The organism is Mariniflexile gromovii, assembly GCF_017814435.1.
GTDB classification, from domain to species: domain Bacteria; phylum Bacteroidota; class Bacteroidia; order Flavobacteriales; family Flavobacteriaceae; genus Mariniflexile; species Mariniflexile gromovii.
Map to the genome: position 1 here is coordinate 1 of NZ_JAGJCB010000034.1, position 14718 is coordinate 14718.

Sequence of the window (14718 nt, forward strand, 5' to 3'; positions counted from 1 at the left end):
CTTCTCTTGTGTATGTCAATTCCTATGTATAACTTTGGTTGGGCAGTTTGTTCAGGTTTCATATCTTAATTGTTTTGGTGAACTTTAAAGATACTGGACTTTCTGCTTTTTCATGAATGCTATAAAAAATAAGGGCTTTGGTGTCTGGTTAAAAATAATTTTTGTTTGCTCGTTTTTCGCCAATCTGAACGGGAAGCTTTATACTTAGCCCTTACTTTCCATACACATTAACGTTGTGAGCAAGCTAAAAAAACCATCGTCTGAAACCAATATTAGAAAATAGAATTAAAGCATTTGCAGTTGACTATCTAATTATGGGAATAATCGGATTTCTAATTGTTGCTCTGACTGACAATTTATTCCTCGCAATGATGATTGTTTATCCGATTGCAATGAATAAGGACTTTCTGAACGGAAAAAGCATTGGAAAAAGACTTTTTGGAATTCAAGTTCAAAACCTGAATAACCAAAAAGCGTCTGAATGGAAAAGTTCGTTGCGGAATTTTTTGCCAATTATCCCACTTGATTTACTGTTTACATTTGTGAGTCCTACACGCAGAATTGGAGACCGAATTGCGCAAACTAAAATCGGAATTGAAACGGAACAAAATTTAAAAACATTAAGTTCGGAATTGAAAAAATACCGAATCAATAAAGAGCTAATTTTTGGAATAATTTTCGGAATTGCAAATATTTACGGACTTCTATGGTTATATGGAATCATATTATCGTGAATAGAAAAGCCAGCTCACAACATCGCATAAAAATAATGCGTAGATTAGTACTTAAACAATGAACAGTGCACTTTTGTTACATCTGATTTTCCTGCGGAAAATCCTCGCACACAAAACCGCACTATTCTTATACGTAACCGTTGCCAGTAATTTGAGAAACAGAACTAAATGGGAGTTTGGAACACAGAAATAAAAGGAAACGATACTACACTTGACATTTATTCGAACTTTTTCGAAAAGTACAATAATGGAGGAAGTCAAGTTTGGGTTTCGAAAGAAATAAAAACGGAATTTGCTGATTATTTTTCGGATTCAGACGACAGAAATAACTCATTATTTGGACTTGCTCTGGCTCAATGGGAAACAAAGTCTCTTGAACCCGAAATTTTAAAGCAAGTAAAAGAAATAATTGATAGCGGAACTGACTTGGAATTGTGGAAAGAACTTGGTGCAGATGAAAAGACAATTCAGGAAAGAAAAACCGAATTACAGAACTTTCTGAAATTAATATCGACTGAAAAACCAAAAGCGAAAAGAAGAGTTCGACCGAAATTTGAATTTACGACAAATGAACTCGTCCGAACTTCAACTGCTGACGGAACAAAGGAATTTAGAGTAAACGAAGAATTTACAAATGGAAAATATGTCCATACAAGTGGAATAATGGAATGGAATTCTGGTGGTGGAGCCGGAATATTGTACTTTAATGGAGAAGGTAAAAAAGTTTCTGCCAAATGGATTGACAATAACAACTTGGAAATAATTCACGAAACGAATTTGAATTTTGTAAAAAAGAAGAATGAATCATTTTTTCGAGGAGATAAAGCGATAATAAAATATAAAGTGGAATAAAAAACTACTGGCAACAAAGAACTGAGCTAAAAAACAAACCTTTTTAGACTAATTTTGAAACAAAGTTCTCGTTATATGGCATCCCTGATTTAGCTATTGCAAAAGCCTGTTTCAATAGTTTATTGCTCACCGCCAACATAGCCAGTTTTTTACTTTTTCCCTGGTCCACAATACGCCCGTACAACTCTCTACAGGCTTTGTTATATTGACAGGCCGTAAAACTGCTCAAAAACAATTGGTTCCTTAATTTCTTGTTCCCTATTTTGCTTATCCTGCTCCGTCCCCGAACACTGCTGCCAGATTGCCTTATAGTAGGCGTAATGCCTGCATAGCAGCACAATTGCTTTGAGTTTTCAAACTTTGAAAAGCCATCAGTGAACACGACCAGTAAAATGGCCGCTTTTTCACCAATACCTGGAATGGTTCTTAAAAGCCTTAACTGTTCCTGTTGTTCTTCTTTTACCAAGTCTGTTAAACGTGCTTCCAGAAGTGCCAGCTCTTTATTTAAATGCTTTACCGTTCTGCCTAATGAACGATATACTGCTTTTGAGGGAATGCCCAAAACCTTTTCTCCATCCAGTTTGTTCTTCATAGCGGTGCGGTGCTTTACATAGGTATCCATCAATCTTAGCAACTGCAAACACTCCGCTTGGTTTTTGTCCTTTGCCGTATAAAGGGGCAATTCATTGTTGCGGGCATATTCGCAGATGGACTTTGCATCGCTTTTATCCGTTTTTACCTTCGAGAGTTTCATCTGGATAAAACGCTTTACCGATAAAGGGTTCACTACCGAAACAGCATACCCTTTTCCATATAGATATTGCGCCATACAATAGTGGTAATAGCCCGTGGCTTCCATGACCACCAGACTTTCCTTTGATAGTTTTTTAATGAATTGCTTAAATCCTTTTTCGTTGTTTGTAAACTGATTATGGCCCGTCTCCAAGCTAAAAACATCAAATACATCTTTGCTGATGTCTATTCCAAAAAATTCTGTATTTTTATTCATAAGAACTGTTTTATGAAAGGACATTCTACTTTGCTTTCAACAACTTGAAAACGAGATCTTGGTCTCACAGAACTGAACGAAATAAAAGTAGAAAAGAGAGGGGATTATCAATGTTGCCGAAGTCTTGAGCTTCACCGTGTATACTAACCTTAATCCTCTCTTTTGTTCTTTCTGATTTATATCAAATTTAACTAAAAGACAAACTTAAGAAGAACTGAGCTAAAATTTTGTAATGCTATAATAACAAATGCTTTTCATGAAATCTAATGCCATTTATCTTGCATTGATTTTAAATAATATTTATCTTTATGGAACCAGTAAATAAAGTGATTTATTTTGAGGTCATTTATAACCCCGTCAACAAATCGGCTAACAGATTGTTTTGTAAGATTGTAAATTATTGATACATAGCGCATAGTGTAGGGGAAGAGGCTTCCTGCCACCCCGACTTTTTAGTATATCAATTAGTGTTAAAAACTTGGTAATCAAAAGATTATCAGGTTTTTGCATTTTAAAGGGTCTCATTTAATTTGTTTTGGTTTGGTAAAAAAAGTGACCTATTCGGTTACCAATACTAAAAAACCATAAAAAAGGTAACCGAATGACTTGATTTGACTTTTGTTTTTAATGTTTAACTTAAAAATGAAAGATTATGACACGTTCAAACACCTTCAGTATCCTGTTTTGGTTAAAACTGGCAAGTGCCAAAAACAGGAAAGCCCCACTTTATGCCAGAATTACGGTAAACGGCAAGCGTTCTGAGCTTTCCCTAAAGCGAAAGGTCTATATTTCGGATTGGGATTCCAACAAAAGCAGATTAAAAGCCGTAAGCGATGAAAACAAGATGATCAATGGTTACTTAGAACAGGTTAATGTAAAACTGTTCGAATGCTTCCAACAATTGGAAAACAGGAACAAATTGGTGACCTCGGACATTATCAAAGCCCATTTTTTGGGAAATACAGAAAACAGCCACACATTATCCGATATCATAGCATACCATAATACCCATATGGAAAGCACCTTGCGCTGGGGTACACAAAAGAATTATTATACAACGCATAGATATATTTATCTCTTTCTAAAGGAAAAGTATAAAACCACAGATATGTTCCTATCTGAATTGGGCTATAAGTTCATCATTGATTTTGAACGCTTTTTAAGAGGCCAGAAAAAGATGGGAAACAATACCGTAATGAAACATATTGAAAGGTTACGGAAAATGGTAAGTCTGGCCTTTAAGATGGAGTGGATAGATAAGGATCCCTTTGTGAAGTTTGAAGCAAAATATGAAAGAAAGGAACGGGAATTCCTGACTTCGGAAGAGTTGGACCGTATAGAAAACAAAGTCTTTGGGATACCAAGGTTGCAATTGATCAAAGACCTATTCGTTTTCAGTTGTTATACGGGACTTTCTTATGGCGATGTGATGCATTTATCCTCAAATGATCTATGTATGGGTATAGACGGAAAGCAATGGATACATTCCCAAAGGGAGAAAACAAACATCCCAATTAAAATTCCTTTATTATCGAAAGCTTTGGAAATTATAGATAAGTACAAAACCCATGCAAACACTGAAAACAAACAGGCCTTGTTTCCAAACATTTCAAATCAAAAATTGAATTCTTATTTAAAAGAGATAGCAGATGTTTGTAGGATCAATAAAAACTTGACCTTTCACATTGCAAGACACACTTTTGCCACAACCGTTATGCTTTCCAATGGCGTACCCATAGAAACAGTATCAAAGCTTTTGGGTCATACCAAACTGTCCACAACACAGGTTTATGCCAGGGTAGTGGAGACCAAGATAAGCGAGGATATAAACAATTTGGTTGCAAGAATTGAAACCAATAAGCAGAAATCCGAAGCACAGGCCTAAACCAATATTTTTTAAGGTTAAAAAAAGAATTCCCTTTCAATACGCTCTTCAAAAGAAGACGGGAGCGTATTGAAAGGGAATTTAATGTATAAAAAAAACAATTATATCCAAATTTAAGGATTTTTAGGTCTAACTGAATTTAAAAAGTTCGTATAAATCAAACGGATTAAAAGCCCCAACATCTATCGAACGAATACTATGAAGTGTTTTTGGAGAAGGAGGAAATAAAGTAATGGGAAACATCAATTAGGTTTGTATAATAACATCAAAGCAACCTGGTCTTGATATCTTCTAATTTTTCTTTTGATATATCCAGTCTGAAATAATCTTTGTCAAACGTATTCTTTACATAAGATAAATTTTTCACAAGGTTTTTAAGTTCGGTCTTAACAAGGTGTAGCTCTTTATTTTTACTTTCATACGCATTGGAATAATAGTCCTGCATCCTTTCTGTATCAAATTTTGAAGCTTCAATCTCCGACAGGCTTTTAGCGATATAAATAGGCTCTTTTGTCTCGTCCATAGCATCGAAGAGCGATTCCAACCTTTGTCTGGTCGGTTCAAGTTGATTCTTCTCAATGTCCCTTAATATAGTAGCAATGGCATCCGTTCTTTTATTTAGGTCATTAATGAGAGGCTTTAGGCCAATCTTATTTGGTAGGTCGTAGGGAGAAATTTTGTTGTCCTTAAAGTAGGCAATCATATAATCCAGGGTTTCCAAATAGTTAGGGCTTATCATTTTTGAATATTCCTTAAAATTACTGATGGTCTTTTTCCTTAGCCGAATGGTATTAAAATCGTCCATATTTTATGCGATTGTTACAATGAAACGCTGATTCTATTGGTCTCATCGTTAAAGTTAACGCAAATTTAAAAATAGGCAAAGAAAATTATCGATTTAATCGACTGAAAACCAAACAGATGGAAATAAGTAACATCTCGCAGCGTGTTACACTCTTGCTTTAAATATCACTGTTATCCGATTTTTTTTAAATTAGTAAAAAACTTCTTCCAGCCCCTATATCAGAACTGAAAATCAGTTGATAGCTGAAAAATATGTTCTTCACAACATCGAAATCCACCTATGTATGTCTAGTTATCTTCTGAGTGAACCGCGCAGGACTCTGGGCTAGTGTCAAATTGAATATGAAGGTCTCACTAATATCGAGCAGCTGTCTAAAAAGTAAGGGAGTCGAATTGGTCGTATATTCTATAAACTGCTACGTCCTTTATCCGTTTCATGCATGTCGGTGCAATATTCTAGGATCTAGCTTGATACAAGGTTGACAATTTGGCGTATGGTCGGTTAGTTCATTTTTTTTTTTTTCGCTTAAAGAGATCCATAAGAAATATTTTTAGTTCGCAAAATCATTATACGGAATTCTAAAGCTATTTTAAAACAGCAATTTTTCGGAAGTTAGTGAGAGATTGATAAAAATGAGCTATAATTTTTATTAAATGAATAATAATTTATAGTGATCAATTTATGGAATAATTAATTTGCACGAATAATTATACAAACTAAACTAAATTTTATTCAATCATGAGAAAAAAAAGAAAACAAAACAAACATGTAATTTTAATTCGAAAAGGAAAACAATTATTTCCATGGTTTTACTAATTGCAATAGTATGGTCTATTCTATACCATGAAAAATCAGATTTGAAACAAATGAAGTACATGGTAAACGCGAAGATTGATTCTTGGTACACATCATCCCAAGAAAATGAATACTAATTTAAACTTTAATTTATGAAAAATTTTAATAGAGCAATTAACTTTTGCAATACTAATTTCCAAAGAATAGCATTTACTTTAATAATGCTATTCTTTATGAGTACTTCTGTGTACTCGGATACTGTTAATTCATTAAGTGAGCTAATTGGCTATCTTGATGATGATAATGTTAATGTAGTAATGAATCCAGGAACTTACACCATAACAACAGCTGAAGTTCAAAGTGGTGTATATGGACCTAACCCTGTGTTAGAGTTTTCAGGTAATAATAGTACCTATGACTTTACTGGCGTAACATTTCAATTTGAGACTGGAATTTTTGCATTATATGGCTGGAATGTCATTATGATGGAGATTCAGGTATCAGGGAATAATAATACGCTTAGGAATCTTACCATGACAAACCTTGGGGGGTTGCAAGATAAACCAGATAGGGGAGGTACTAATTTAGTTGTGGATGGCCAGGACAACTTGATTGAGAACTTTTATATGACCGTAAAAGGCTCATATCCATATGGTTATGGGGATGCTTTCGGAAAGGGAGGTCCTTATACGATAAAGCCATTCAAGCGATGCGCTATATTGGTACGTGGAAACCGAAACCATGTGAAAGGCTGCACAATTATACACAGGGCTTACGGACATGCTATATATATGCAAGGTGCCGATGAACCTATAATTGAGGGTTGTTATATTGAAGGAGAAGTACGAAAAACCGACGATATGTTGGCTGAAACATCAGGACCAGCATATGATATTGATTTTATGACAGCTTGGGGCTACAAACTCCCTGCAGGATACATGATGAGCCTTGGAGAAGATGGTATCCGTACGTATGCTTCGGGTGATACAAAAATCAATGGCTCGTATATCAATCAAAACACATCTGATGTCACTATCCTAGATTGTACAGTTAAGTATATGCGGACAGGTGTTTCCCTGGCGCTGGGCAGTGGCACTAGATATATTGAGGGCTGCACCGTATTAGGTTGCGAGGAAGCATATACATCTACTGTGGCATCATTTATTAATTGTAGTGCTGATGTTACCTATGGCCCCATTTTCAAAAACAGTTACGAATGGACCAGAAACCTTGTGGCCACTTTTACAATTTTACCTCCTGTAGATAATTACTATAACGGTTCAAATTGTGTTGCCTACTTTGGCGGAGACGGCCCTAACGATATTACCCTAAATTATGGTGGTGGAACTATAGACCCGAACGCAAAAATACAGATGGGCGGCTATTTCAACGGTATCCGATTCTTTAATGGTATCAACGAAGCACAAAACGATCATATATCTTGGAATCATGTTCTTAACAACCTTACCAATTATCCTGTACATTGTCCTTCAACAAGTAAAGATTCCGAAATTACTTCATGTGGACCTGTTGATAATGAAGGAAGTGGAAATACTATCAGTACGCCCTCATCGGGTTGCCCCGGTGGTGACGTTAACCTTGCCTTGAGTGGTACGGCATCTCAGTCGTCAACCATTGCTAGTGGTGTGGCATCACGTGCAATCGATGGAAACACTAGTGGTGTATGGTCTGAGAGTTCGGTAACCCATACCGCCAGCGATGCCAATGCTTGGTGGGAGGTTGATTTAGGTGCAACATATAGTATTGGCGAAATTAAAATCTTTAATCGAACAGATTGTTGCAAGGACAGGCTGACCAATTTTACTGTTTATGTTTTAAATAGTGGCGGTGGCGAAGAATTTTCGCAATCGTATACTTCCTATCCTAATCCTTCCATAACATTGAATGGAAACGGAGCTTCTGGTAGGGTAGTAAGGGTTCAACTGGACAATACCAATAACCACCTATCGTTGGCAGAAGTTGAAGTGTACGAAGGTGAAGGAATTTGCGACGATGAACTACCATGGAGTGATGGCAATATTAGTGTAAGCGCAGCAACCCTCAATTATTCTGAAACGGTTGATATTTCGTGTGCATCTAGTGCAACCATTTCAATGGATATTGAAGGACTTGGCTCGATGGAACCAGCTGATTACCTTAATATTTACTACAAAGTGGATGGAGGTTCCCAACAGGTGCTTTCTGAGAATGTGGACGATTTTTCTAATAAAACAGTTTCTGCTATCGTTAGTGGCAATTCTGTAGAGCTTATTATGAATATTTACAATAGCGCTCCTGCTGAAATATACAATGTGTCAAACATCAAAGTTGTTGGTGCTCAAACTTCAATACATATTGAGGCTGAGGATTATACTGGAATGAATGGTGTCGCAACCCAACCAACTACTGATACTGGAGGTGGGTTAAATGTTGGTTGGATTGGTGTTGGCGATTATATGGATTATTTGGTAACAATTCCAACCGCAGGAACCTATTCAGTTGATTACCGAGTAGCAAGTTTACATGGTGGTGGTGAAGTACAATTTCAGGTAGGAGGAGTCACAAAAGCAACAACAAGTATTGCTGCAACAGGCGATTACCAAGCATGGACAACCTTAACGACATCGGTCACATTAGCGGCTGGTACGCAAACTGTTCGTTTGTATGCTTCATTAGCAAACTGGAACATAAATTGGTTTGATATTACTAGCAGCAGTTCAGCCAAATTTTCAGGAGGTAAAGAAGTGCTTTCGGTTGAGGAAACCATAGAAAACAGCAAAGTTAGTGTTTATCCAAATCCAGGTTCAAGTAAGATATCCATTGCTCTACCCACCTCTAAATTCAATAGTTATGTAATTTATGATATTAGTGGAAGGGCAACCATAAGCGGACAGATAGAAGGCAATCTTGATAAGTTGGATATTAATATTAGTCATCTTTCAAAAGGGATTTATATGATTTCGTTAAAGGGAAATCAAACAACTGATACTTTTAAGTTTATTAAGAAGTAAAGGTTTTATCGTTAAAATAATGTTCTTAACATGATATCTGTAAAAAAGCAGCACCTTAAGTGGAGCTGCTTTTTTTAAAATAAATGTCTTGTTCTGAAATAAGTAGACACAAAATCGATGTATTTTGAAAAACAAAGTAATTTAGTGTATTAAACGAACCCAGCGCGATTACAACCTGGGCTTTAATTAGCTCTTGTTACCGATGTAGAAAAAGGTAACTACACCTACAAACAGCTTCAAAAGGTATATGGTGAACAGGGTAGGAATACCGTTTTAAAGAGGCAGATAAAATTGGACTTGCAACAAAAAGTCGGACATTTTTTTTAAGACCTATGCCACATTTTTAAATTGATAAAATTTTTGTTCCACTTCATAGGGAGTTTTGTACCCCAAGGAAGAGTGTAATCGTTTTCTATTGTATCATATTTCAATGTATTCAAAGATGCAAGTTTTAGCTTGATCTATAGTTTTAAAATCATGGGCGTAAATAAGTTCTACTTTTAAAAGTTTTAAAGAAAGATTCAGCTACGGCGTTATCCCAGTAATTAGCTCTTCTGCTCATAGATTGTGTAACCAGAGTATTGGATTCAATAATAGCTATAAATGTTTTTGAGGCATATTGTATGCCTCTATCTGAATGAAAAATTAAATCCATGTTTGTCTTCCGATTACTTATGGCCATTTTCCATGCAGGTACAATTGTTTGGTTTGTATTTAAACTTATGCTCAATGACCATCCTACTGCTTGCCTATCGAACAGATCTATAATAGTGGTTAGGGACAACCAACCTTGGTTGGTTTGGATATAAGTGATGTCGCTTACCCAAGCTTCATTTAATCTACGGGGGTTAAAGTTTCTGTTTAGTAAATTTCTACAGAAAGGATAGCTGCGATTGGAATCTGTGGTTGCCTTGAATTTCCTTTTATGTTTACTTAACCAATTGTTCTTTTTCATAATTTTAGCCGTCCTACACATGGAAATAAGGCAACCTTTTGCGTTTTAACTGTTCTGTTTATTCTAGTGGAGCCATAACTCGGTTTGCTTAAATCCTATTCCTTTTTAATCAAATCTGTAAATAATCTACCTTCCAGTGCTCGTTTGGATGGGCCTGCTGTGTACCACCTGTAAAAACTGCTCCTGCTTACTTTTAAACCCTGCACATCGTCTTGATATAAATGTTTATAGCTGGCTATAACCCCCATAGATTTAGCTAACGCTGATTTTCAATTCCCATCGCTCTTGGAAAAGCAAAGCATTCATGAATACCTTAATTGAAAACAGTAAATAATGAACTAAAAGATGTGCACGGCCTTTTTTAATATTTCCTGCTCAAGTTCTTTTCCTCAAAGGCCTTGTGTAGCCTTTTAACTTCTAAGGTGTCATCGGGTATTAACTTTTCTGACTTAGAATTGGTAAGTGATTTGTCCGCTCTGAGCCATATGTAGATCCCTTATACCTCTATGCCTAGTTCCTCTGCCAATTCTTTAATGTTCTCTCGCTAGTAACTCGATCGAACAGCTTGTTCTTTTAGCTCTAGACTGTAATATCGTTTTTTCATGTTTCTAAGATATTTGTTTTATAGCAAACTGTCTTAAATTTTGTGTCCGAGTAAAAGTAACAACTCCACTTGGTTAGCTATCGGAAAGTATGGGAGTCGAATTGGTCATAGGTTCTATCACCTGCTACACCCTTTATCTGTTTTATGCATGTTGGTAAAGTGTGCGAGCATTAAGTGTAATACCAAGTCGATAATTTGGCGAATAAGCGGCTCGTTTGTGTTTTTTTGTTCGCTTAAAGTGTTCCATGAAAAAAAATATTTTGCAAAACCATTATACGGGATTCTCGGGCAATTTTTAAAACTGTAACTTTTTATAAAAAAGTGATAAATTAATAAAAATGAACTATAATTATTATTAAATGAATAATAATTTATAATAATCAATTTAATAAATGCATAAAATTGCATTGAAGAAAATTAATCATTTCTGAAAATTATAAAAAATCAACTATACTAAACTTAATTCAATTATGAGAAAAAAAACAAAAAAAAACAGACATGTAATTTTAATCCAAAAAAAAAAAACAATTACTTTTTTGATTTTACTATTTGTAATAGTAGGATCTATTCACGCCCAATTTGTGCATCCCGGCCTATCCCATAAAAAATCCGACTTAGAACGGATGAAATATATGGTTGAGGCAGGTTTGGATCCATGGGCAGCTACTTTTAGTTTGGTTCAATCCAACACATTTTCTAGTTATAATTACGTTGTTCAAGGCAATACAAGTATGACTAGCCTTACTAATTTTGCGCTTTTCAGAAACGATGGATATGCAGCTTATTATAATGCATTGATGTGGTATATAACAGGTGATGAAAGACATGCTCAAAAATGTGTGGAAATATTTAAAGCATGGGTTAACCTAAAAAGTGTTGGTTCAACACTTCCATTGGAAAGTGGAAGGGTGATATGGAAATTTCTTGAAGGTGCTGAAATAATTAAGCATACCTATTCTGGGTGGTCTAGTTCAGATATTCAAAAACTAAAAGACATGATGGTTTATCCTGGTTATTCAACTACTACAGTACCTACATCAGCTATAGCAAGTAATAATGTTACCTTTTATTGGAGCATGTACAATGGCGATTCGGGTAGGCATGGCAATCAGGGTCTTTTTGCTTTTAGAGGAATAATGTGCATGGGTATTTTTATGGATAACGAAACAATGTATCAAAGAGCTTTACGTCATTTGAAAGGGCTTTCACATTTGTCTACAGATTTAGCCTACCCTTCTGGACCACCAATTACTTATGAGCGTATGTCATCATCAAACGAATATTACGATGAATTTAGATCAATTGGTGAAAAAGAAAACACAATACAAGACTACGGCTACAATGATGTAATTGCAAACAATATCTGGGAAAATGGTCAGAACCAAGAGGCCTCGCGAGACCAGTCTCATGCATTATTAGGGCCTTCAATTATTAATACGATGTGTGAAATGGCCTGGAACCAGGGAGATGATATATATAGCCACTTGAACAATCGCTTGCTTCTTGGCTACGAATATTATTTTCGGTATAACCTAAGTTATTATCATTCATTTTCGGATCAAACTACACCATGGGAACCAACTGCTGCAAATGGCCAATTTATACAGCGATTGGATCGCACAGGACGATGGAAATCCTTAAAGATAAATCCTTGGACTGGCGCTGATCTGACCCGTTTATCAAGGGGTGGGAAAAATACAGCTCCAGTTTATGAATTAAGTTTAGGTCATTATAAGTCCCGTATGAACGTTAACTCCACTAGTACAAAATGGTTGGAGCGTGGTTTGTCTCTGTTAGAAAGCTCAATTGGTGTTGAAGACGCTTCAGACCCTTCGGATCATCCGGGCTGGGGTGGTTTGAAATTTCGCAGGGTAAGTCCCGGGGATCCTATAAGTGGTTTTTCTGGCGGAAATCCTGTGTATGCCATGAATGTATTACCCAAGACCATAGAAGCTGAAAACTTTGATTATTTTACAACGAGTGGTGAAGACAAAACTTATAACGATACAACATCAGGTAATAGTGGCAATGCCTATCGTACCGATGAAAATGTAGACGTTCAAGTATGTGATGAAGGTGGTTATAATATTGGATGGACAGCCGCTGGCGAATGGCTAACTTATACCGTTTATGTTCCCAGTACAGGAACTTATGATATATCAGTCAGAATTGCGTCACCAAATACTACTGGAAAGATTAAGTTTTATTTCAATAATATCGATAAAACAGGCGATGTAAGTATTCCTAACACAGGTGGATATCAGACCTGGCAAGATTTATCAGTTAAAACCGGAGTAAGCTTATCACAAGGTGTACAAAGTATGAAAGTTTATTTTAGTGGTGGAGGGTTTAATTTTAACAAAATGACTATTTCTGCTTCAAATAGTGGCAGTGGCGGAAATTATATATTAGCCAAAAGAAATGCCATTGGTTTTGCAATAGATGGTGGTTATGGTGGAGTTGTTGATCAAAATCTTGAATTGTATACCTATATTAATCATAATAATTTAAAATGGACAGAAATAAGTCGTGGTGGAAATTACTATTCATACCAAAAATATGGTACAAATGTATGTTGGGATGGGGGATCTGGAGGTGCTAACGGGCAGGATGTAACACTTCAAACATGTAGCTCTACCAATTATAATCAGCAATGGGAGAAAATAGATGCGGGGTCAGGATATTATCGTTTGCAAAAAAGGGGTACCAATTTTTCTCTTGATGGGGGAAATGGTGGTGCAATTGACCAGCAGGTGTATTTATATACATCAAGTGCAACTAATCAAAATCAACAATGGCGGTTTGATATTGCTAGCAGCAGTTCAGCCAAATTTTCAGGGGATAAAGAAGTGCTTTCGGTTGAGGAAACCATAGAAAACAGTAAAGTTAGTGTTTATCCAAATCCAGGTTCAAGCAAGATATCCATTGCTCTACCCATCTCTAAATACAATAATTATGTAATTTATGATATTAGTGGAAGGGCAACCATGAGCGGACAGATAGAAGGTGATCTTGATAAGATGGATATTAATATTAGCCATCTTTCAAAAGGGATTTATATGATTTCGTTAAAAGGAAATCAAACAACTGATACTTTTAAGTTTATTAAGAAGTAAAGGTTTTATCGTTAAAATAATGTTCTTAACATGATATCTGTAAAAAAGCAGCACCTTAAGTGGTGCTGCTTTTTTAAATAAAATATACTGAAAAGCAGTGAGATTTATAGAACTTCAATTTTATAATGACTCACTTATTTCTTATGATAAGCTAGGATAAAACTTCGCATAGCGGGAAGTTGATAAAGACAAAATTAACTTAGTAATATATACGGATTTATGAATAAAAAGGAATTGACTTATTTATATAAAATAGATAAATCAAACGAATTACTTACCCTTAAAATTTAAGGAGACGCTATAATTCAACTTCCTTAACTAATTAAGGCTAAAAAAGCAGGTATTGAATTGATTTACCAATAAAAGACAATGAATTAACCCGATTAGGTTTGCCTAATAATTTGCTTTTTGATATTTATGCAGGTTTTTCAGATAACATTTTAATTGTAAAGCCGGTTTTGCACATTATTTAAAAAACTTGGAAAAGAAGTAAACGATTTTAATGAAAACTAACGAGAAGAATTAAGACCATTCGCAAGATTCAACTTGATTGCTGACAAAAATATAACTGATTAAATGGTCTCAATAAAAGACCAACTTAAAAAACTTCATTAGAGCAGATTTTCAGAGCTTATAACAATAATCAAGCCAATTATGAAAGTAATTTGAATTGGTTGGGATATAAAGAATAAAAACTAGTGTAAATAAAGAACTTAAGATTATGAGTTATTAGAGAAATTTAATAAAATACATATCCATTTATCTTGCGTTGATTTAAGTAATATTTAACGTTATAAACCCATAAAGAAAATAATTTGTTTGGATCATATCTAGTCCTAAATAACCGATACAGATTATTAAAGGATTAAATTTATAAATTAAAGCTGAACAATGTTATCATTGTTCAGCTTTTTTGATTTGTATTGTTTTCTTTTCAATTGATTTTGTTCGT

Annotated in this window: 9 protein-coding genes and 1 pseudogene; 5 read left to right on the forward strand and 5 right to left on the reverse strand. The window is 35.2% G+C overall.

Features of this window, described 5'->3' with window-relative positions:
* The first annotated feature begins 284 nt into the window (after window positions 1–284).
* Together J8H85_RS18445 and J8H85_RS18450 are read left to right on the forward strand one after the other, a co-directional pair.
* Window positions 285–734 (forward strand): RDD family protein, encoded by a 450-nt coding sequence (locus J8H85_RS18445; protein WP_317195031.1) that lies wholly within the window; start codon window positions 285–287, stop codon window positions 732–734.
* Window positions 735–902: 168 nt separating this feature from the next.
* The gene (locus J8H85_RS18450; protein WP_209657131.1) at window positions 903–1586 is read left to right on the forward strand and encodes a hypothetical protein; all 684 of its coding nucleotides are present in this window, start codon (window positions 903–905) and stop codon (window positions 1584–1586) included.
* Between the two features lie 43 nt (window positions 1587–1629).
* Here the strand turns inward: J8H85_RS18450 and J8H85_RS18455 are convergent, their stop codons facing one another.
* Window positions 1630–2595: an IS110 family RNA-guided transposase gene (locus J8H85_RS18455; RefSeq protein WP_209657134.1), complete on the reverse strand. Its 966-nt coding sequence runs from the start codon at window positions 2593–2595 to the stop codon at window positions 1630–1632.
* A 652-nt stretch (window positions 2596–3247) separates the two neighbouring features.
* Here J8H85_RS18455 and J8H85_RS18460 point away from each other — a divergent pair.
* Window positions 3248–4480 (forward strand): site-specific integrase, encoded by a 1233-nt coding sequence (locus tag J8H85_RS18460; protein WP_209657136.1) that lies wholly within the window; start codon window positions 3248–3250, stop codon window positions 4478–4480.
* 265 nt (window positions 4481–4745) lie between these two features.
* On the opposite strand, the gene J8H85_RS18465 is transcribed toward J8H85_RS18460, so the two are convergent.
* Window positions 4746–5285 (reverse strand): BfmA/BtgA family mobilization protein, encoded by a 540-nt coding sequence (locus tag J8H85_RS18465; RefSeq protein WP_209657138.1) that lies wholly within the window; start codon window positions 5283–5285, stop codon window positions 4746–4748.
* Between the two features lie 947 nt (window positions 5286–6232).
* On the opposite strand from J8H85_RS18465, the gene J8H85_RS18470 reads away from it, so the two are divergent.
* Window positions 6233–9091 (forward strand): carbohydrate-binding protein, encoded by a 2859-nt coding sequence (locus J8H85_RS18470; protein ID WP_209657140.1) that lies wholly within the window; start codon window positions 6233–6235, stop codon window positions 9089–9091.
* 420 nt (window positions 9092–9511) lie between these two features.
* Here the strand turns inward: J8H85_RS18470 and J8H85_RS19225 are convergent, their stop codons facing one another.
* The 3 genes and pseudogenes from J8H85_RS19225 to J8H85_RS18485 all read right to left on the reverse strand — a co-directional run bounded on the left by J8H85_RS19225 (window position 9512) and on the right by J8H85_RS18485 (window position 10294).
* On the reverse strand, window positions 9512–9616 hold the full coding sequence (locus J8H85_RS19225) for an IS3 family transposase (protein ID WP_209657147.1): 105 nt from the start codon (window positions 9614–9616) through the stop codon (window positions 9512–9514).
* Window positions 9567–10076: pseudogene (locus tag J8H85_RS18480) on the reverse strand (IS3 family transposase); the annotation flags it as partial. The gene J8H85_RS19225 and the pseudogene J8H85_RS18480, both read right to left, overlap by 50 nt.
* A 65-nt stretch (window positions 10077–10141) precedes the next feature.
* A complete protein-coding gene (locus tag J8H85_RS18485; RefSeq protein WP_209657143.1) occupies window positions 10142–10294 on the reverse strand; it encodes a hypothetical protein in 153 nt (50 codons plus the stop codon).
* A gap of 937 nt (window positions 10295–11231) precedes the next feature.
* Here J8H85_RS18485 and J8H85_RS18490 point away from each other — a divergent pair.
* Complete coding sequence (locus J8H85_RS18490) at window positions 11232–13766, forward strand: carbohydrate-binding protein (protein WP_209657145.1); 2535 nt, start codon at window positions 11232–11234, stop codon at window positions 13764–13766.
* The last annotated feature ends 952 nt before the right edge of the window (window positions 13767–14718 follow it).